The sequence below is a fragment of the Pyrobaculum calidifontis JCM 11548 genome, assembly GCF_000015805.1.
In the GTDB taxonomy this organism is placed as follows: domain Archaea; phylum Thermoproteota; class Thermoprotei; order Thermoproteales; family Thermoproteaceae; genus Pyrobaculum; species Pyrobaculum calidifontis.
This window is the reverse complement of the sequence record NC_009073.1, coordinates 233,363-252,897: the sequence shown is the minus strand read 5'-3', so window position 1 is coordinate 252,897 and position 19,535 is coordinate 233,363. Positions and strand designations below refer to the sequence as shown.

The 19,535-nt window shown below is 60.4% G+C and carries 22 protein-coding genes; 14 read left to right on the top strand and 8 right to left on the bottom strand.

All coding sequences use genetic code 11. The features are described 5' to 3' along the window. The first annotated feature begins 39 nt into the window (after positions 1-39). The 4 genes from PCAL_RS01370 to PCAL_RS01355 all read left to right on the top strand — a co-directional run bounded on the left by PCAL_RS01370 (position 40) and on the right by PCAL_RS01355 (position 1,487). On the top strand, positions 40-456 hold the full coding sequence (locus tag PCAL_RS01370) for a HEPN domain-containing protein (protein ID WP_226951979.1): 417 nt from the start codon (positions 40-42) through the stop codon (positions 454-456). A 22-nt stretch (positions 457-478) separates the two neighbouring features. Further along, positions 479-817 carry a hypothetical protein gene (locus PCAL_RS01365; RefSeq protein WP_011848947.1) on the top strand — a complete coding sequence of 113 codons (339 nt, stop codon included), beginning with the start codon at positions 479-481 and terminating at the stop codon, positions 815-817. A 201-nt stretch (positions 818-1,018) separates the two neighbouring features. After that, complete coding sequence (locus PCAL_RS01360) at positions 1,019-1,252, top strand: DUF504 domain-containing protein (RefSeq protein WP_011848946.1); 234 nt, start codon at positions 1,019-1,021, stop codon at positions 1,250-1,252. A 22-nt stretch (positions 1,253-1,274) separates the two neighbouring features. Then, entirely contained in the window at positions 1,275-1,487 is a 213-nt protein-coding gene (locus PCAL_RS01355) for a hypothetical protein (protein WP_011848945.1), read from the top strand. Here PCAL_RS01355 and PCAL_RS01350 read toward each other — a convergent pair. Continuing rightward, complete coding sequence (locus PCAL_RS01350) at positions 1,474-3,366, bottom strand: metallophosphoesterase family protein (RefSeq protein ID WP_011848944.1); 1,893 nt, start codon at positions 3,364-3,366, stop codon at positions 1,474-1,476. The two genes, PCAL_RS01355 and PCAL_RS01350, sit on opposite strands and share 14 nt — an antisense overlap. Beyond that, positions 3,363-4,694, bottom strand: a complete 1,332-nt coding sequence (locus PCAL_RS01345; RefSeq protein WP_193322790.1) for a PspA/IM30 family protein — start codon at positions 4,692-4,694, stop codon at positions 3,363-3,365. Before PCAL_RS01345 ends, PCAL_RS01350 begins: the two co-directional genes overlap by 4 nt. 101 nt (positions 4,695-4,795) lie before the next feature. Between PCAL_RS01345 and PCAL_RS01340 the strand changes: the two genes are divergently transcribed. Then, on the top strand, positions 4,796-6,331 hold the full coding sequence (locus tag PCAL_RS01340) for an ABC transporter substrate-binding protein (RefSeq protein ID WP_011848942.1): 1,536 nt from the start codon (positions 4,796-4,798) through the stop codon (positions 6,329-6,331). Positions 6,332-6,408: 77 nt separating this feature from the next. Next, positions 6,409-7,062 (top strand): thioredoxin domain-containing protein, encoded by a 654-nt coding sequence (locus PCAL_RS01335; protein WP_011848941.1) that lies wholly within the window; start codon positions 6,409-6,411, stop codon positions 7,060-7,062. Here the strand turns inward: PCAL_RS01335 and PCAL_RS01330 are convergent. From PCAL_RS01330 to PCAL_RS01310, 5 genes are all read right to left on the bottom strand, one after another. Beyond that, on the bottom strand, positions 7,059-8,204 hold the full coding sequence (locus PCAL_RS01330) for an aminotransferase class V-fold PLP-dependent enzyme (RefSeq protein ID WP_011848940.1): 1,146 nt from the start codon (positions 8,202-8,204) through the stop codon (positions 7,059-7,061). The two genes, PCAL_RS01335 and PCAL_RS01330, sit on opposite strands and share 4 nt — an antisense overlap. Positions 8,205-8,224: 20 nt before the next feature. Continuing rightward, positions 8,225-8,443 (bottom strand): hypothetical protein, encoded by a 219-nt coding sequence (locus tag PCAL_RS01325; protein WP_226951978.1) that lies wholly within the window; start codon positions 8,441-8,443, stop codon positions 8,225-8,227. A gap of 52 nt (positions 8,444-8,495) precedes the next feature. Further along, positions 8,496-8,816: a hypothetical protein gene (locus PCAL_RS01320; RefSeq protein WP_193322789.1), complete on the bottom strand. Its 321-nt coding sequence runs from the start codon at positions 8,814-8,816 to the stop codon at positions 8,496-8,498. A gap of 94 nt (positions 8,817-8,910) precedes the next feature. Beyond that, on the bottom strand, positions 8,911-10,713 hold the full coding sequence (locus tag PCAL_RS01315; RefSeq protein ID WP_011848938.1) for an ABC transporter permease: 1,803 nt from the start codon (positions 10,711-10,713) through the stop codon (positions 8,911-8,913). Beyond that, a complete protein-coding gene (locus tag PCAL_RS01310) occupies positions 10,710-11,738 on the bottom strand; it encodes an ABC transporter ATP-binding protein (RefSeq protein WP_011848937.1) in 1,029 nt (342 codons plus the stop codon). Before PCAL_RS01310 ends, PCAL_RS01315 begins: the two co-directional genes overlap by 4 nt. A gap of 67 nt (positions 11,739-11,805) precedes the next feature. Here PCAL_RS01310 and eif2g point away from each other — a divergent pair, with 67 nt between their 5' ends. From eif2g to PCAL_RS01290, 4 genes are all read left to right on the top strand, one after another. Then, on the top strand, positions 11,806-13,032 hold the full coding sequence (eif2g, locus tag PCAL_RS01305; protein WP_011848936.1) for a translation initiation factor IF-2 subunit gamma: 1,227 nt from the start codon (positions 11,806-11,808) through the stop codon (positions 13,030-13,032). Positions 13,033-13,122: 90 nt separating this feature from the next. Beyond that, complete coding sequence (locus tag PCAL_RS01300; RefSeq protein ID WP_011848935.1) at positions 13,123-13,596, top strand: NUDIX hydrolase; 474 nt, start codon at positions 13,123-13,125, stop codon at positions 13,594-13,596. 442 nt (positions 13,597-14,038) lie between these two features. Continuing rightward, positions 14,039-15,388, top strand: coding sequence for a bifunctional hydroxymethylpyrimidine kinase/phosphomethylpyrimidine kinase (locus PCAL_RS01295; protein WP_011848934.1), 1,350 nt, complete (start codon positions 14,039-14,041; stop codon positions 15,386-15,388). Then, a complete protein-coding gene (locus tag PCAL_RS01290; RefSeq protein WP_011848933.1) occupies positions 15,385-16,086 on the top strand; it encodes a metallophosphoesterase in 702 nt (233 codons plus the stop codon). Before PCAL_RS01295 ends, PCAL_RS01290 begins: the two co-directional genes overlap by 4 nt. Here the strand turns inward: PCAL_RS01290 and PCAL_RS01285 are convergent. Beyond that, entirely contained in the window at positions 16,083-16,754 is a 672-nt protein-coding gene (locus PCAL_RS01285) for an ABC transporter ATP-binding protein (protein WP_011848932.1), read from the bottom strand. The two genes, PCAL_RS01290 and PCAL_RS01285, sit on opposite strands and share 4 nt — an antisense overlap. A 42-nt stretch (positions 16,755-16,796) precedes the next feature. Between PCAL_RS01285 and PCAL_RS01280 the strand changes: the two genes are divergently transcribed. The 4 genes from PCAL_RS01280 to PCAL_RS01265 all read left to right on the top strand — a co-directional run bounded on the left by PCAL_RS01280 (position 16,797) and on the right by PCAL_RS01265 (position 19,460). Next, positions 16,797-17,237, top strand: a complete 441-nt coding sequence (locus PCAL_RS01280; RefSeq protein ID WP_011848931.1) for a bis(5'-nucleosyl)-tetraphosphatase — start codon at positions 16,797-16,799, stop codon at positions 17,235-17,237. Beyond that, positions 17,212-17,820, top strand: a complete 609-nt coding sequence (locus PCAL_RS01275; protein ID WP_011848930.1) for an METTL5 family protein — start codon at positions 17,212-17,214, stop codon at positions 17,818-17,820. Before PCAL_RS01280 ends, PCAL_RS01275 begins: the two co-directional genes overlap by 26 nt. 312 nt (positions 17,821-18,132) lie before the next feature. Further along, the gene (locus PCAL_RS01270; protein WP_011848929.1) at positions 18,133-19,128 is read left to right on the top strand and encodes a prohibitin family protein; all 996 of its coding nucleotides are present in this window, start codon (positions 18,133-18,135) and stop codon (positions 19,126-19,128) included. Continuing rightward, entirely contained in the window at positions 19,125-19,460 is a 336-nt protein-coding gene (locus PCAL_RS01265) for a MarR family transcriptional regulator (RefSeq protein WP_011848928.1), read from the top strand. The genes PCAL_RS01270 and PCAL_RS01265 overlap by 4 nt, the downstream gene beginning before the upstream one ends. Positions 19,461-19,535 lie beyond the last annotated feature (75 nt).

The following is a 19,535-nucleotide window of genomic DNA, read 5'->3' as shown; positions in this document are numbered from 1 at the left end:
ACCCTCTATACCCTTTTATATGTTTGTCTCGGTGTCTGTGTGGAGAGGGAGTTTGCCAGGTGGATGCGTCAAGCGCGGAGGAACTTGGAGTCGGCTGAGCTAGATTTGGCTAGGGGGTACTACGAGTGGGCTTGTTTTAAGGCTCAACAAGCGGCAGAGCTCGCGGTAAAGGCCCTGCTGCGGGCGAGGGGCGTGGCAAAGGGCGGGCACTCTGTGCTAAAGCTCATTGAGGCGGCAGAGCGGGAGCTGTCTCTCCAAGCGCCGGGCGAGGTCAAAGAGGTGGCGGCGGAGCTAGACCACTTCTACACCCCGCCCCGGTGCCCTGACGTATACGACGAGGGCAACCCGTTTGAGTATTTCACAGAGTCCATGGCCATGAGGGCGTTGGAACACGCGAGGAGGGTCATAAAGTGGGTGGAGGCATGGAGTGTGGTAGGTAGTCCCGGGCTCTTCTAAGATTGCCGAGTATCTAAGGGCTATGCTCGGGAACTTCTCGGCCTTGGTAACGGGGTCGTGGGCCCCGGGGCCTCTAAGCGACTTAGACATAGTAATCTTCTCCGAGAAGGCAGAGCCTAGGGCCTCTCTGTGTTGCTGGGGTACGCCCTACAAGTGCGACATAATGTTCGTAAGGCCCGCCGACGTTGAGAAAAAGCTGGAGAGGCTCTCCCTGGCGCTTTTAGAGGGGCTGTGGTTTAGAAAATGGGCCTGCCGCGGGAAATGCACCGAGGCCGTAGAGCGCGCGTGGGAGAAGTTCCTAGAGACGCACATCGTCGAGAGGCGGGGAGACTACTTCGTTGTGAAAAAGAGGGTAGTGTAGGACGGCGCAGCCTCAACAGGACGCGGTAATAAAAACGATCTCGAACACGTGGCCCAGGGCCCTCTTGCGCAATGCGCGCCTAAGCTTCAATCGGCTTGGCCTTCTCCCGTATGATCTTCACCCACACATTTCTCCTGGGGTCCATGAACGTGGGGGCGCAAAGATATATTAGGAAAGCGGTTAAAATATGTGGTTAATCCAATGCGCCAGCTGTTTAACAAGCTCAAGTGGACGGGCGCCAAGGCCTACTTCTCCTATGTAAGCAGGGGGGCAGCGGGAGGCGAGGAGGTGGCCTCCATCGACGACGTGGTAGAGGTGGGGAGCGGAGGGGTTACCATCTCCACGGGCTCTGGGGAGAGGTACATCCCCTACCACCGCATAGTGGAAGTGCGGCTGGCCACTGGCGAGGTGCTCCTCGACAGGCGGAAGAGATAAAAACAGGGCCGTTGAAGAGGCCATGCTCAAGGTGGAGCAACAGGGGGCATTCCTCAGACTTGTATACGCCAAGGGGGGCCGGGAGGCCGTGGCAATAGGCCCCGCCTCCGACTTGCCCACCCTACTAGGTCTCTTCGTGGCTCAAATGGCGAGGGAGGGGTTCTCCCTCGAAGATATATGCACAGCGCTGAGAGAAGTGGGGGAAAAAACGGGGTTTAAACCTACCTCCTCCTAGCCAAAGCCGCCACGACAACTGCGCCGACAATAGCAATAACGATCAACGCGATAGCCTCCACTGGGAAGCTGGCTGGCTGAGGTTGCAGAGTCGGCGGAGGCGCGGAAGTGGCCGTAGGGGTGGGGCTTGTGACAGTGGCCGTTGGCTGCGTCGCCGTCGGCGTGGAAGCTATAGGAGAAGGCGGCGTGGCCTGCGGCGTTGTTGTCGTCGTGGGCTGTGGCGTCGGCGTGGGGGCAGGGGTCGTGGCTGTGGGCGTGGCTTGTGGAGTTGTCTGCGTGGGCGTTGGGCTTGGCGTGGCTGTGGGCGCCCCTATCTGCACTGTGAGCGGCTGTCCCCCGGGGGCCGCCGCGCTGAGCTGGACGGGCTTGCTGTACTTAAACCTGTAGATGTAGACCGGCTGCTCCTCTAGGTAGGACGCCAAGACGCGGGTGCCGTTCACTACTATGAAGGGCACGCCGGCGGCGGGGTCCTCAGCCCTGAAGTTGATCGTCACTAGGTCGCCTGTGGTGGGGCTCCTCGGCGTTATCTTCTCCACCTTAATCGTGGGCGCCGGGGCGTAGTCGCCCACGGCAAGCCAGACGGGCCTCCCAGAGACGGCTATTGTGTACCTGGCGTACTTCCCCATCGGGTGCACTTTCGCATCTAGCAACTTGGCGTCGCCCTGCAGAGCCCTCACGCCAGTGTAGTTGCCGGGGAGGTCCACCGCCACCACGCCGCCTACAAACTCGCTGTCGATGTAGAACTGGGCGGCCCTAGAGCCCCACGTGGCCACTGCGAAGTTCTTGTACGTCCACGTCTCCCTGCTCACCTCCACTCTTCCATCTGGGTACACCACGTAGGTCCTAAAGCCGTGTGACGTGTCTATAGACCCGCCCAGCGTCCTGGTTGTGACGAAGTACGTGCCGTTTATCACGATCGTAGAGTTGCCGCTGTGGACGTGGCCCGCCATCACCAGCGCCACCTTGTACCTAATGGTCAAGTCTAAGAACTTCTCATAGGCGGGGCGGTTCTGGAGGTAGCTGGTGTAAACGATATAATACGACCTCCTGCCCGTGGGGTCTCTGTTAAGTCTATCCACGTCTTGCGGCCCCCTATACGTCTCCACCACATAGCCGTTCTGCAGGTAGAAGGGCGGGTGGTGCACAAGGACGATCTTCACCTTGTCGGGGTACCTCTTCAACACCTCCTCGTATAACTTGACTTGGCCGTCAGTCAAAAAGCCATTTTCCCCGCTGTCCAGGCCTATTATGAGGTATGGGCCCACCACTCTATACCACACCGGCGGCCCTACGAACCTCCTGTAGTTCACCAGGGGGTCGTCCCCGGCGTGGTCGTGGTTGCCGGGTATGGCGAAGACGGGCTTTGTGGCCATTGACGCATATCTGACAAAGAGGGCGTAGTGCCACACTTGGCCGCCCACGTCTGCCAAGTCCCCGGTGAAGAAGATCACGTCGTATGGGCCTGAGTTTGCCACTAAGACGCCGTGGATCAGCCTATAGACAGAGGCCATGTCCAACTCCACGCCGACGTGCACGTCGGTGAGCTGGATAATCCTCAGCGGCCCAGTGACATTGCCCACCCACACGGCCTTGGGCTCGTACACCTCGCCGCCGTTTATCACGAGGTCGTAGAGGCCCACGGGAGTGCCGGGGGGCACCCTCAGCGTGGCCACGGCGCCACTGGTGGACACTACCTCAAGCCTTATGGGCCCGACGCCCGGCGCCGCGAGCTCCGCCGTCTTAACCATAACAGGCCCGTCGAAGGTCGCGTTAAACGTGCCGCCAGGCGTAACGTAGGCCGGGACTGCCCAGCGGGGGTCTACAAGAGAGGCGGAAAAAACAAGCGCCGTTGCAAGGAAGAGGAGCAATAGGCTCCTCATCGCGTCTCTCTCCCTCCGCCTCTGCGTACTGCGAGGACTGCGGCGATTATTGCGAATATCAGCGCCAGCGCTGTGCCTATGAAGGCCACGGTCTTGGCGTTGTTGGCCTCGGCCACGGCGGCGTTGAGCTGCTGAGTGAGCTGGTCAATCTTCTGGTTGAGCTGGCTTATCTGCGACGAGAGGGCGCTTACCTGTGAGCTGACTTGGCCCACCTGCCCCGACAACTGTCCCACCTGCGAGTTGAGCTGGTTTGCAGTCGACTTCAGCGCGGCTACGTCGTTGGCCAAGTTGCCAGTGGTAGCGGCGAGGGTGGCCAGCTGGTTGGACATGGCGGCTGTGGCCTGCGTCTGTGCTATGAAGGTGGAGAGCTCTCTGTAGTTGCCGGTGGCCCAGAGCATTAGGTTTCTGAAGAATCTCGGCCCGTCCAACGGCACGCCGTAGTAGACGGGCGCCACGCCTGGCTCATAGCCTCCGTAGGGAGTTTCGCCGGACAGGATCAAGACGCTTCCACTTGGCATAAACTCAACAGCCATTAGGGCGAAGACTCCCCTGTCGCCGGCCTTGTGGGCCTTGCCGTCTCTCCCCTTGCCATCGGCGGATGTCCTAGATTCAACGATCACGCCGTTTTCAGTAGTTCTGGCAATTACTGCTATGTTGTTATAGTACTTAGGCACGACTGGGCTTGTGGCTGGGACCCAGGTGCCGTTGGGGAGCACCACGGCTATTACGCCCGGCCCGTGGAAGAGGACACGCTGGGCCATGAAGCCGAGGAACGCCAAGTTCGGCGGCGGGTCTATCACACCTACCACTCTATACCCAGCGCCGGCGTTGTGCTTCGAATCTTCTACTGAGACGTAGTCCAATCTAATGTGGGCACCCAAGTACTCAGCCACGTCGTTGCACACTTCTTGCGCCATTTCGGAGCCTTGCGCCGGATAGTCGCTGTCTGCGGCGCACCACAGCACTTTTCCGCCTTCGTCAAACCACTTCTTCAAAGCCGCGAGCTCGGCGTCTGTCAACGGCTTTTGAGGCTGGCCGAGTATTATCACCTTGAACTGGGAGAGGTCAACTGTGGACAAGTCCCCCACAATGAACGTGGCAATCTTCGTCTTGTTCAACCGGTCTAGCGTTGGGTCGGAGAGGCCGGGCGACACGAGGACGTAGAGCTTTGCGAAATCTGATATGGCGTCGGGATTGGCCGTGCTGTTGACCCACCTGTCGAGCCCCTTGGTGGCCTCTCCATGGGCCACGTCGGCCAGAATTGGGACATAGATTTGCTGGGCGGCTACGAGCGCCGCCACCAGGAATATTGCTATTCCCAACCGCATGTATACCAACATGGCCGAATTTATAACAGTTATCCTTCCTCAACATCGGCCTTGATTCAACACGATTAGAAATGTATAAAAGATAGGGAAATAGGGAGTATATGCGATTGGGCCTAATAGCGGGACTAATCGCCGTTGTAGTTCTTGCACTGGTGGTCGCCTACTTTGCTACACAGACTCCGCCAACCACTGCCACGACTACTCCAGCTACCACAGCCCCGCCGACCCCCAGCCCCACGACTACAACGCCGCCGACTACTACGCAGACGCCTACTCAGACTACTACAACTCCGCCGAAGACCACCACGACGCCGCCACAGACAACAACCACTCCGCAGCCCTCTGCGTGTACAACTCTGGTGGTGTTAACTAGGCACCCCACCGATATCCTAGACGCGGCGCGTACTCTTTTCCTAAAGAGCGACGTGGCGAAGAGGTATGGGGTAAAGGACGTGGTTTTTAGGCCTGTGGCTGCTGGCCAGTGGAGGGCGATTATCCAGGCGGGGCAGGCGGACGTGGCTTGGGGCGGGGGCCCCACCCTCTTCGACTCTCTTTACTCAGACGGCTTGTTGTTGCCCCTTGAGGGGCCGGAGGTCAAGGCCGCCATGGCGCAGATACCGAAGACAATAGCGGGGATGCCTATGATGAGGGTTGGGAGCGATGGGAAGGTGTACTGGGTGGCGTGGGCCGTGTCCAGCTTCGGCATTACGATAAACAAGAAGGTCTTGGGCAGCTACGGCCTCTCGGAGCCTAAGTCGTGGGCAGACCTCGCCTCTTTTGAGTATGGAAGAGCGGCGGCGCGTGGGGTCCCAGTGACTGGGCTGGCCAGCTTGACGCAGTCGACCAGCAATACTAGGATTGCTGAGATAATTCTCCAGGCATATGGCTGGGAGGAGGGCTGGCGTATAATCGTCTTGACGGCTGCCAACGGCAAGATTTACGGCGGTAGCGAGGCTGTAAGAGATGGAGTAATCGCAGGCGAAATAGGCGCCGGCTGGACAATTGACTTCTATGGCTACACTGCCCAGCTTCAGAACCCAGACACCAAGTACGTCATCCCGCCGGACACCTCAGTCAACGGAGACCCCATAGCCGTGGTGAAGGGCACCAAGTGTAGAGAGGCCGCCGAGGCCTTCGTGGCCTGGGTGATAACAGGTGGGCAAGTCATTGTCTTTGACCCAAAGATCAACAGAATGCCGGTGAACCCCAACGCCTTCAACACGCCTGAGGGCCAGAGGAGGCCCGACCTAAAGCAGGTATACGACTACCTGCTGACGCTCAAGACCATAAACTTCAACGACACCCTAGCCATCTCCGTGGAGAACGTAGTCATGTACTACTTCGACGCGGCGGTAAAGGACAACCAAGACGTGTTACAACAGGCCTGGTGGAAGCTCGTCAACGCCTACTACAGCGGGAAGATAGACAAGGCAACAGCCGAGGCCCTCGCCAGAGAGCTGACAAGCCCCGTCACTTTCACAGACCCCGACACAGGCCAGACGGTGAAGCTCACCCTCGACTACGCCATGAAGATAAACGACAAGTTGGGCAACCCCACCTACCGCGACAAGATCTACTCGGCGTGGAGAGACGCCGCGAGGAAACAGTACCAAGCAGTAATGCAGAAAATACCCTAGCTTTTTGACCCCCGAGCCCCGGGATCGGGGTCTTTCTACGGGGGCACAATTTATATACTGGTGTCGCTCGTGGGAGCATGAGGCTTGTTAATTTGGCAATCGTCGTTGTTGTGGTGTTAATGGTGGCGGTGGCAGTTCTCCTAGTGGCCCCCCTCATCTCCCAGTCTCCTCCTCAGCCGCCGCAGGTAGTAAATCCAGGCGGGCTTCCAATTCCGCCTTGGGCCATGCGGTTTGGCAACGGGAGCGCGCCAGTGGTCTTGGTGGAGTTCTTTGACCTCCTCTGCCCCTACTGTGCCTATGCCCATGTGGAACTGGGCCCGTTGATTAAGGAGAAGGTGCAGGAGGGCAAGCTCTACTACATCCTCGTCGACTTCCCAGTCCACGGAGATGCGGCATGGGCTCTGCACCAGCCCCTCCACTGCGCATATAATGAGCTGGGCCCCTCCGCCACACTCGACCTTGTAAACAAGCTGTACTACGTATGGTACCTAGCCGCAATTAAGAGGGCGATCTCAGAGAGCGACGCCTTGGCCAATATGTCAAAGACTTTGCAGCCATATGCATGCCGCTTCAATGTCACACTTGCACAAGCCATGGGCGTCTCAGACGCCTTTGGAAAAGTGGGCATAAAGATTAGGGGGACGCCCACCTTCATCATCTACAAAAACGGCACTCTCACGGTGGTGGAGGGGGCCTACGTGGACAAGATCAGACAGCTTTTGAGCGGCTAGCGCTGCCTCAAGACGGCGGCCAGTCTGTCGACCCACGTCTCGTCCACGTAGAAGTGGGCCGAGAACCTGAGCCCGGCCACGCCTGACATGCCCCTTAGGTGGAGCCTAAACCCCTCCTCCCTCAATCTGCAGTAGAGCTCCTCGTCTCCCCTCCGCGCCCCGGTGGTGGCGAGAACGATGCCGCTCCAGTCGGCCTCCTCTGGGGTCAACACCTTTAGGCCGCCCTCCTCCAAGGCCCTCCACACAGCGTCTCTCAGCCGCCTCACCCTAGCCTCCACGTCTCCCACCTTAGCCAAGTAGCTGAGCGCCGCCGCGGCGCCCACAACCCCCGCCGCCGGCCCCATCCCCGGCAACTCGAAGCTCTTAGCCCCCCTGGGCTTGGAGAGGCCCAGCCTCTCTGGGGTCTTCTCCCCGTCGGCGAAGTAGGCCTCTGGCGAGACGTCCATCTCGGCGTTGTTTACGCTCAGCAGGGACTGCCTCTCCGCCATGCGGGGGCCCACGTAGGTCAGGGCGGCGCCGAATGGAGCAATGAGCCACTTCTGGGTGCCGGCGGCGTAGAAGTCCACCCTCTTAAGCGCCGGCTGCCTGACGCCGGCTTCCTGTATCCCGTCCACGATGAGAAAGGCGCCGGTCCTCTCCACAAGCTCGCTCAGGGCGTCTACGTCGAGGCGGACGCCGTTAATCCACTGGACAGAGCTTACCACAACGGCCGCCGTCTCGCCGTCCACGGCCCTCTTAAACTCGTCGAGGGAGAGCTGGCCCTCTCTGTGGCGCACGACTCTCAGCTCGTAGCCGCAGCGGCTGGCGAAGGTGGCGACGAGGTTCAAGAGGCCTGGGTACTCGAGGTCGTCAGTCACAACGTTTCTCCCAGCGCTGCACCCCACCGCCGTGAGGGCCCTCTCCAATGCGGCGAGTGTGCCTGGCCCAGCCACGGCCACCTCGCCGGGGGATGCGCCAATCAGCTCGGCAAAAGCCGTGCGGGCGACTTCGGCCGCTTTTCCAGCCGCGGCCACGGCCTCCTCAGGGTCCTCCACAGCAAGTTGAACGTACTCAGCGACAGCCCTAGCCGCGGACACCGGGGGAATCCCTACGCCCGCTGTGGCGAAGTATCCAACATGCAGCAGTAGGGGAAACTCATCCATGTACCCACCACCGTTGGTTCTTAAGTGTTTAAAATTCGCGCAGCCACCACAAGTCCCCTTTCCACCACCTCTACCCCCTTCTCTGTCTCAATGCCCACTCTGTCTTTGGAAACGTAGAGAAATACCCCCTCCACTACCATTAACTGGGACTCCTCCACTTGGTTACATGTAGCCAGCGTCAGCGCCACTCTTTTACCCACAATAGAACTGTCGAGCTGGTCCACAGGGATCAGCGACACGTAGTCACTATAAGTCTCGTTATATCTCTTATTTCCTATCGGACTGGGAATACTATGGCTCTCTACCCGTCGCGGCGAAGATGAGCTCTTTTACCTCCGCCTCGGTCGGAGGCCGCCTGTGGTTTGCTAAAAAGGAGAGGAGCAACGTCTTGAAGCCGGCCCACTGGTCCTCATCTACGCTAACCTCAAGACTTCCAATTCTCAACCTACCTCCGTCAAACTCTGCGACTACGTCGCCGATCTCTACGCGCATGTCCTCTACCACGAGCCTTATCCCCAGCTCTTTGGCCGCGGCCCTCGCCCCCGCCTCGACTAGCCGGGTGGAATCTTCGCCAAACCTCATCTTATCCCTCGGGTCAATCGTCTGCCCCATGCCCCCTGAAACGATGTAGATATTTAAAATAGGCAGTAGTGTCAAGGCGGCTCCCAGGGGGTTTGCGTCGACTGCAGTCTGGCGCAGGGTTCGTCTAAAGGACGAAGCCGTATCTCGTCTTGAGCACTCTCGTGGTTAATGTGATAGCTGTGACTTGGATTAAGACGAGGAGGAGGCCTAGGGTAGCCGCGTCTTGTACGCCGTATAGCCCGCTTTCAAAACGCTCGCGCATGAAGGCGGTTATGGGCATGGCCGTGTCTCTTCCCACGCCTTTGAGCACTCCAAGGGTTATGCTCAGGGAGACCTCGCTTGTGACATACACAAAGCCTATCAAGGCGCCGCTTATCACGTTTGTCACCAGTAGGGGCAGTAGGATCTTCCTAACCACGCCCCAGTAGCTGTCCCCCAGGTTTAAGGCCACCTCCTCCATGGAGGGGTGTATCTGCTGCATCCCCGCGTATATGCTCCTCACCACGAAGGGGAGCTTCCTCACGGAGTAGCCCACGACTAGGTAGAACTCTGGGTGCCTCAACGGGTCTAGGAGGTCCGCCAGCGCCGGGCTTATTGGCCTAAGCCAGCTGACGGCGGCTAGGGAGGTGAGGAAGTAGGCGTAGGCCACCACGAGGCCTGGCACAGCTATGGGCACTGTGGCCAAGGCGTCTAGCGCATCTGCGGCGGGCCCCCTCAGCCTAGCCGCGGCGATGGCCACGGCCACGCCTATCGCCACCATTATCAGAGTGGCGGAGACGCCGTATATCACAGTGTTCCAAATCCCTCTTACAAACAGCTCGTTTTGAAAAACTGCGGCGAGCCTCTCGGCGGCGGTGGAGAGGCTGGGCGACTCGGGCAGCGGCGACGTGGTCCACCTCTCCGCGAACACTAGCGAAATGGCGCCGAGGAGGGGGGCCGACGCCACAAGCGCCAGGGGGAAGGCCACTGCGTATATTAGAACTTTCCCCAGCGGGCCCGGCTTGTATATCCTCGGCCTTAGCTGGCGTATCAACATGGCGTACTGCCTCAGCCCCACGTACTTCCGCACGGCGAGGAAGGAGGTGACGGCAATTGTGAGGAGTACTAGGGCTAGGAATGCCGCCGTTGGGCTTATCTGCCCCCTCAGCTGGTCGAGGAAGCGGGAGTACACTTGGTAGGAGAGGAGCTTCCTCGCCGCTGGGTCGTCTTGGAAGATTATGGGCGCCGCCACGTCGTCTATGGCGAAGATGAACACTAGGACGAAGGCCGCGGCGAGTCCGGGGGTGGCCAGGGGGAGCACCACGTCTCGCACAGCGCGCCGCTCGTCTGCGCCGAGGTTGTTGGCCACCTCCTCCAGCGTGGGGTCGACCCTAGTCAACGCGGCGTAGATGTTGAGATAGGCTATTGGGAGATACATGAGGGATTGGACGAGGGCCACCGCGGCTAGGCCCGAGATCTCCACCTTGAGTGGGATGCCCAAGACGTCGTTGAGGAGCCAGTTCAAGGTCCCCCACCGCGGGTCTAGGAACTTCCTAACGGCGTAGGCGGTGGCGAAGGGCATCACTATGAGCGGCACCGTGGCCAACAGCCCGAGGGCAGTTCTGCCGGGGAACACGTACTTGGCCAACGCGTAGGCCAGGAGGAATCCCAAGGCAGTGTCCACGGCGGCGACTGTGAGGGCGACCCACAGGCTGTTGAATATGACGCCGAGGTCGGGCCCCCTCACCACGAGGGTCGGCGGGTTGCCCTCTCTGATATACACGGCGCTGGCGAAGGCGTCTGGAGATAGGTTTACGTAGAACGGGTCTGCCACGAGCTTGTAGACCTCGGCTACGCCCTCTACCACTTGCCAAAATATAAAGAGGAGGGGGAATAGTAGAAAGAGGCCGAGGTAGATGTAGCCAACTGCCGCGGACCACTTTATCATGGCTTAAACGCCCAGGCCCTGGCTATCTCCACTGCCACCTCCTCCCCTGGGAGGGCCGGCGGCTTAGGCCCCTCTGCCTTTATCCTACGCCCGGCGCATACCAACGTGACCTGGTAGTAGCGCCCTAGGAACGCCACGTCTTCTACCTGGCACTTAACCCCGCCGCCGCCCATGTACACGTCCTCGGGCCTAAACACTACGTGGACCTCCTCGCCTGGGGCCGCCTTGTCCACTGCGACGGCTGCCAGGGGGAAGCCCACGTCCACTACCGCGGCCTCTCCCCGCCTCTCGACCACGCGGCCTCTCAAGACGTTGGAGCGGCCTATAAAAGTGGCGACGAAGAAGTGGGCAGGGCTGTGGTAAACCTCCTCAGGCTTCCCCACCTGTAGTATTCTGCCGGCGTTCATCACCGCGACGCGGTCGGCCACCGCCATGGCCTCCTCTTGGTCGTGTGTGACGTATATCGTGGTTATAGACAGCTTTTTGGCTATCTTCCTAACCTCCTCCCTCAGCTCAACCCTTAGCTTTGCGTCGAGGTTTGCCAGCGGCTCGTCCAGTAGGAGCACCTCTGGCTGCACCACCAGGGCCCTCGCCAGCGCCACCCTCTGCTGCTGCCCCCCGGAGAGCTGGAAGGGCTTCCTCTTCTCAAGCCCGCTGAGGCCCACCAGCTCTAGCACAGACTTCACCCTCTTCGCCACCTCCTCTGGCCTCAGCTTCCTCAGCCTTAGCCCATAGGCCACGTTTTCAAAGACTGTCATGTGGGGCCACAGCGCCCACGTCTGAGGCACCAGGGCGGTCCCCCTCTTCTGCGGCGGGAGGTCTGTGACGTCTCTGTCGTCGAAGTATATTCTGCCGGAGGTGGGCTCGTCGAGGCCGGCCACCAGGCGGAGAAGCGTCGTCTTGCCGCAGCCGGAGGGGCCTAGGACTGCCACTATCTCGCCGTCGCCCACTTGGAGGTCTACGTCGTCCAGGGCCACCACTCTGTCAAAAACTTTGCGCAACTTCTCCAGCCGGACGACGGCCACGTCTCCTCTAACGCGCCTATATATAAATTAACCAGATAAGTATTTAAAGCGGTGTAAGAGGGGGGTCATGACCTTCGTCTACCCCGACGCCATTGTCTCCACCGCCGGCCACGTGGACCACGGCAAGACGCAGACCACCTACGCCCTCTCCGGAGTCTGGGTCATGAGGCACAGCGAGGAGATCAAGAAGGCCATGACGATAAAGCTCGGATACGCCCAGGTGGGCATATACGACTGCGGCGATGAGTACTACTACAGCGATGGCTTGCTCCAAGACGGCAAGTGTCCCAACGGCAACGAGCCGAAGCTTGTCAGAATGATATCCCTCCTCGACGTGCCGGGGCACGAGGTCCTAGTGGCCACCATGGTCTCCGACGCAGCGGTGGTGGACGGCGCCGTGATGGTGGTGGATGCCTCCCAGCCCGTGCCCCAGCCCCAGACGGCCGAGCACTTCGCGGTGCTAGACGTAATCGGCGTGCGGCACATGGTAGTGGCGCAGAACAAGATTGACCTCGTCACGAGGGAGAAGGCCATTGAAAACTATCAGCAGATAAGGGAGTTCCTCAGAGGGACGTGGGCCGAGAAGGCCAAGGTGGTGCCCATCTCGGCCCTCCACAAGGTGAACATCGACGTCCTCGCCACATACCTCGCCAAGGAGATACCGAGGAGGGAGGCTGAGACGGGGAAGCCCGCCAGGTTCTCGGTCCTCAGAAGCTTCAACGTCAACCCCCCGGGCACCCCGCCTGAGAAGCTCAGAGGAGGCGTGCTAGGCGGCACTCTGCTACAGGGGGTCCTCCGCGTCGGCGACGAGATTGAGATTAGGCCAGGCCTCAAGCTGGAGAAGGGCTACCAGCCCATTCGCACAAAGGTCCTCAGCATTGAGTACAGCGGGCACAAGGTAGAGGAGGCGAGGCCGGGAGGCCTCGTGGGGATAATGACGGGCCTAGACCCGGCCTTGACCAAGGCCGACGCGTTGGCAGGCGCCGTGGCTGGGAAGCCGGGCACTCTGCCCCCCGTGTGGACCGCCGTGGAGATTGAGACAAGGCCCATGCCCCGCATGGGCGGCGAGAAGCCCGAGCCGATTAAGCAAGGCGAGACTGTGCTCGTGGCCGTCGGCCCCGCCACGGTCTTCGGCGTGGTGCAGTCGGTGAAAAAAGACGTGGCCACGGTGGCCCTTAAGAAGGCTGTATGCGCAGAGCAGGGAGCCAAGGCTGTGCTCATTCGACAGGTAAAGACTAGGTGGATTGTTACTCACTACGGCGTGCTCAGAGGCGGCACGGTGGCCCTAGAGTAGGGCTCAGACCGCGGAATAGATCTCACAGGTCAATAGGGGGCAAGTCGTCCTCATCGCCACAGCTTATAAACTCACGTGTAAAAAATCTTAATGTGCCTAGAGAAGAGGTGGCCAGCCGGGGGGCCCGAGTGGGCCGCGGTGGGTGTCCTGCTGAGAGATGGAAAGACGCTCTTGATTAAGCGCGTGCAGAGGGCGGGCGACCCCTGGTCTGGGCAAGTGGCCTTTCCTGGCGGGAGGTGGAAGCCAGGCGAAGACCTCCTCGGAACCGCCGTGCGCGAGGTCCAGGAGGAGGTGGGGGTCACGCCGAGGGGGCTAGTGGGCGTGTTAGAGCCGCACAGCCCCCGCAACGCGCCTTGGCTGAAGGTCGTGCCGTTTATCTTCACGGAGTGGGAGGGAGAGGTGGCGCCCAACCCCCGCGAGGTGGCGGAGGCGAGGTGGGTGTCTAAGGCTGAGCTCTCTGAGGAGGAGTGGATCTCGGGATACGCCTTTGTCCACAGAGACTGGGTTATCTGGGGCCTCACCTACCGAATATTGAAGAGACTCATCGACTGCGGCATCCTCTAGCCAAAGCCACTTAGCCGCAGCCGTTGCTAATTGGCGTCGCTTATGATAACGCAAAGATGTCGATTATCCATCTCGACACAAGAGGTTAGGAGGGGTGGAATTGATAAGAGAAAAATTTTTAAACCTAGACAGCTTTTTATCTCAGGGGAGGGGGTCAGCAGAGCCGGGTTCGGGCAGATAACCCCTTAGTGCCCTTTCATCACCCTCCCCCGGCTAACTCTCCTCTATAAAGTGGCCGCAGTTGCCACTTAAGCACCTATACAGCCCGCTCTGTTTGTGAAACAACGGCGGTCAAAATACGTAGGACTCCAATTGGGGTAGGAAGTGTACACGTGCTGTCGGCGACGTATCGCTTTTTGCTGTCAGCCTTGGAGGAGCGGAGGGCGCGAGACGGATCGCTTCTTGAGATAAATTTTATATTGGCTGTTCAATGGTGGATTATATGTGGAGGGTGGCCATAACCATAGCTGGCCTGGACTCGGGGGGTGGGGCTGGCGTCCACGCCGATGTTAAAACCTTCGCCGCGTTGGGTGTCCACGGGGCCACTGCGCTGACCTGCGTCACTGCACAGAACACCTACGAGGTTAGGAGGGCTGAGTGCCTCGACCCCGGCCTCGTCCGGGAGCAGATCATGGCGGTGTGGGACGACATGGGGATAGACGCTGGAAAGACTGGGATGCTGGGGACTAGGGGGATTATAGAGGAGGTGGCGGCCACGGTCTCCAAGCTGGGGTTCCCCCTGGTGGTAGACCCGGTGATGGTGGCAAAGTCTGGGGCTCCCCTCATTGCCGAAGACGCCATGGAGGCGCTTGCCAAGAGGCTCCTCCCCGTGGCAAAGGTGGTGACGCCCAATAGGTATGAGGCAGAGAGGCTGACGGGTATGCGGATATCCTCCGTAGAGGACGCCAAGAGGGCGGCTGAGTATATACACAGGGAGCTGGGCGCCGAGGTCGTCGTAGTAAAAGGCGGCCACTTGGACGCGCCGGAGGCAGTGGACGTGGTGTACGTGGGGGGCACGTTCCACGAGCTGAGGGCACCTAGGCTAAACTCCAGGGCGACGCACGGCACTGGCTGCTCCTTCTCAGCGGCCATAGCCGCGGGGCTGGCAAAGGGGCTCGCCCCGCTGGAGGCCATTAAGACGGCCAAGGAGCTAATTACCACAGCCATTAAGTACGGTGTGGCCAGGGGAAAGGGACACTGGGCCGTCAACTCCACAGCGTGGGTGGAGATACCGGCGGAGAGGTGGAGGGCCTACGAGGCCATGTCTGCGGCGCTTAGGGCGCTTGAGGAGAGGGGGGCCGAGGTGGCTAGGTACATACCAGAGGTGCAGAGCAACTTAGGCTACGCCATAGACCCCAGGTACGCCTCTGGGCGCGGAGACGTGGCGGCTGTGCCGGGGAGGATTGTGAACTACATGGGCAAGGCGAGACCCTCGGGGCCTCCCACCTTCGGCGCCAGCGACCACGTGGCTAGGAAGATACTGGCCGCCATGGGGAAAGACCCGCGGATTCGCAGCGCCATGAACATCCGCCTAGACTGGGGCCTTGTGGAGAAGGCAAAGGCCTTGGGCATGGCGGTGGCCGTGGTAGATAGGCGCAACGAGCCGGAGGAGGTGAAGGCTAGGGAGGGGGGCTCCATGCAGTGGGTTGTGGAGGAGGCGTTTAGGCAGACCGGCGGGAGGGCGCCCGACTTAATCGTCGACGTGGGAGACTGGGGCAAAGAGCCGATGATCACCATCTTGGGGAGAGACCCCCTAGACGTTTTAGAAAAACTATTCAAGTTAATCACGTGAAGAGGAGGACTCTCTTGGCATCCCTCGCCGCGGCTCCCCTGGCCTACCTCGCAGTTGGGGCAGGCGCAGTTGGCATAAAGGCCACTGAGCTAGACTGGGGCCTTGGGAGGAGGGTACTCTTCCTCACCGACCTCCACATACACGGGGAGTGGCATGCGCCGGCGCTGGGGGAGTACGACCTAGTCCTCATCGGCGGCGACACCTACGACGAGTGGACTCGCGACCTCCAGGCCGTGGTAGAGGCCTTGGGGCAGATAAGGGGGCCGAAAATCGCCGTGTTGGGCAACCACGAGCACTGGGCCTCCAGGCGGATCCCCCTCAGCGTTGGGATCAGGGCCTTGGAGGATGCGGGCGTCCACGTGTTGAGGGACGACTGGGTGCAGGTGGGGTCTCTCCGCATATTTGGCCTGGACTGGAGGGAGGACCCCAGGTCCTACCCCGCGGTGAAGGACGCAGACGTCGTCCTCGTGCACTCCCCCGACGCCTTCCACAGCGCCGTGGGCGGGCTCTACCTAGCGGGGCACACCCACTGCGGCCATTGGTGCCTCCCCTGGGGCGGCGCCGTGTTCACCAACAGCGCCTTTGGCTACACCTGCGGGCTGTACAAGAGGGGGGCCGCCGCCATGTACGTCTCGGCCGGGCTAGGGGGGATGTGGCCCCGCGTCTTTTGCCCAAGGGAGGTGGTGTTTGTGTACTAGCCCTGCTCCACGATACGCCCGTCTCTCATTCTCGCGTATCTGTCGCAGTAGGACAAGAGTTCTAGATTGTGGGTCACCATGACGATGGTGATGCCCAGCTCCTTCTTCAGCTGTGTGAAGATGTCCATTATGACCTTGGTGGTGGCCGAGTCTAAGTTGCCCGTGGGCTCGTCGGCGAGCAGTATGCGGGGCCGCGTCACAATGGCCCTGGCTATTGCCACGCGCTGCTGCTCGCCGCCGGAGAGCTGGGTGGGCCTGCGCCTTGGGTCTATGTGGCCGAGGCCGACTAGCCTAAGCGCCTCAAGCGCCGCCTCCCTCCGCCTTGCCTTGGGGACGCCGCGGAGGATTAGGGGGAGCTCCACGTTTTCGAGGATGGACATCCTGGGGATTAGGTAGAACATTTGGAAGACGAAGCCGATGTTCTTGTTCCGGAACTCGGCCAGCTGGTCGTCGTTGAGGTCGTTGAGTCTCACCCCCGCAACTTCCACAGTCCCCTTGGTGGGCTTGTCCACACCTCCAATGATGTGGAGGAGCGTGGACTTCCCGCTGCCAGAGGGCCCCACGAGGCACTGCCACACACCGCGCGGAACTTCGAGGGTAACCCCCCTGAGCGCGGGGTAGTCGCCGTAGTACTTAACCACGTCTTTGACTACGATCTCCACGCGCATGCCGTCGAACTGTTTTATATACGTGACTCACTGGAAGAGAGTATGTATGACGAGGTGTCTGCAGGCGCCGTGGTCTACTACGGGGATGGGGGCGGAGCGGAGTACCTCCTCTTGCACTACCCCGCGGGCCACTGGGACTTCCCCAAGGGCAACGTCGAGCCCGGCGAGACGCCCGAGGCGGCCGCGCTGAGGGAGGTAAAGGAGGAGACGGGCCTCGACGTGGAGTTGGTAGAGGGCTTCCGGGAGGAGGTGGAGTACGTGTACTACCGGGGCGGCAGGAGGGTGCGCAAGAAGGTGATCTTTTTCCTCGCCAAGGCGCATACGAAGGAGGTGAAGTTGAGCTGGGAGCACGTGGGCTACGCCTGGCTCCCCTTTGACAAGGCCTTGGCTAGGCTCACCTACGACAGCTCGCGCCGTGTGTTAGCTAAGGCCCACAGACACCTCCGCGCTGTGTACAATGTTTCAAAGCAGAAGGGAGCTTGAGATATTCGTCGAGAGGTTGCCCACCTTCAAGAGGCCTAAGTTGCGCCTAGAGCAGTATCCCACAGACGCGGCGATTGTGGCGACGGCCGTGTGGGACGCGTATATGCGCGGCTTGTTGGACTCGGTCGTGGACCTTGGCTGTGGCACTGGCCGTTTTGCGCTTGCCGCCGCGGCGATGGGGGCCAGGAGGGTGCTCTGCGTAGAGGTCGACGTGGAGGCGCTGGAGGTGGCGAGGCAGGCGGCGGCCGGCCTTGGGCTAGACGTGGACTTCCTCGCCGCAGATGCCACGGCTCCGCCGCTGGCGAGGCGCTTCGACGTGGCGTTTCAAAACCCGCCCTTCGGCATCTGGAGCGGGCGGGGCACCGATGTGGCTTTTCTCCGTAGCGCAGTGGAGCTGGCCGACGTGGTGTACACCATCCACAAGCTGGCCACCCTCGACTACATAAGGGCCCAGGTGGAAAAGTGGGGCTTCCGCCTCGACGTCTTAGAAAAGGCCGTGCTCAAGATAAAGCCCATGTATAAGCACCACCGCAAGCGGATTCACAACGTAGAAGTCTTCTTAGCAAGAGTGGCCAAGCCCTAAATGCCTCTTGATGCGCGAACGCCGTACGGCGGCTCCTCTGCCATCGAACTGCCGCTTTTAGGCGTAGGCGAAGAATATGATTTTAATCATGGGAGTTGCCAACAGAGCAAGGGGCAGTGAAAGGAGATTCCTAGCGTTTTGCCCGACGCTTGGCCCACCGACTCCCCACATGTAACGCCTAAAAGCCTATCCGTCATGGCCAATGACTATCGCCATATTTTCCTGCCCCCCGGGTATCTGGCGCAGATCGCCGCAAATAGGCTGTGGCTTCCTGCTAAGACAACGCTTATATAGACGTGGTCAGAGTCAGATATGGCTCATATTCCTATTGAGGTTAGGGGTCCGTCGAGGAGGGCGGCGGCTATTGTGGCTGTGGTTATCTTCGGCCTTTTGGTAGCCTCTGTACTACTCGCCCTCTCTGCCTACACTCTTCCAGCTGGCGTCGTGGCAGTGGTGGTGGACCCCGTTACTGGCACTATGAGTAAGCCGGTGAAGGGGCCTGCGTTTGGCTTTAAGGCGCCGTGGGCGTACTTGATTGAGGACACGTACGCCGTCGAGGTGATTGAGTTTGTGGCCGTGGAGCGCGGCGCCGGGCGGTACGAGTTCGCCGCGCCCACCGTGCTCACTAAGGACGGCGTGACTGTCACCGTGGAGATGGTGGTGCGGTACAAGATAAACCCCGACCGCTTCGACGAGCTGGCGAAGAAGTTTCCCGGGGTTGACTACGACGACAAGGTCTTAGTGCCTAAGGCTCGGCAGCTGATCCGGGACGTCATCTCCAAGGTCTCTCTGGACTACCTCATAGAGAACCGGGACGTCATCGCGAGGCAGATAGAGCAACAGTATAGAGAGGCCATTGAGTCTGACCCCACAGTTGCGGGCCTCGTGGAAATCCTCGACGTAAATGTGCAAAACTTTATCCTGCCTCAGCAGATTACCGACGCCATTAACCGCAAGATAGCCGCCCAGCAGGACGCCATCAGGGCCCAGTTCGAGCGCCAGCGGGTGGAGGAGCTCGCCAGGGCCAACTACACCCGCGTCGTGTTGAACGCAATGGCCGAGGCCAACGCCACGCTGGCCAGGGCCAGGGCCCAGGCCCAGCAGATCCTCCTTGTGGCAAACGCCACACGCTCCGCCATTGAGATGTTGATAAGGGCCGCGGGGGCCAACGCCACAGAGGCGGCGCGGCTTGCGGAGCTGTACATCTACCTCATGGGCCTGCGCGACATAGCGCAGGCCGGCAACGTCCAAATTGTGGCCATAAGCGGGGGCGGGGGGCAAGTGGTGCCCGTCATCCCGCTGAGATGAGGTACCTAGAGGCCCTCCTCGCGGTGGTGATATTCGTCGCCGCGGCGTCGCTGGCGTTTCCGAGGATCGCCCCATTAGCCGCCAGAGTGGGGCTAATCGCGGCAATTATCATAGCCGCCTTGTGGCTGTACAGCTACGTCACCTCGCGCCCGCCCCCGCTGGCCTCCCGCGTGCTTGAGCTCATTAGGGCAAGGGGGCCCCTCGCCGCGAGAGATATTGTAGCGGCCTTGGGGGCAGACCCCGCCGAGGTGGAAAAGGCCTTGGAATACCTCGTGGAGAGGGGAGCCGTCAGGCGGATCAAGAGAGGAGACGTGGAGTACTACGACCTCTAGGACTTTGGAGTTCCAACAAGCTTTTAAACATTTGGAATTCTGAATTCCAATGGATTTTTAAACCCCTGGTGGCGA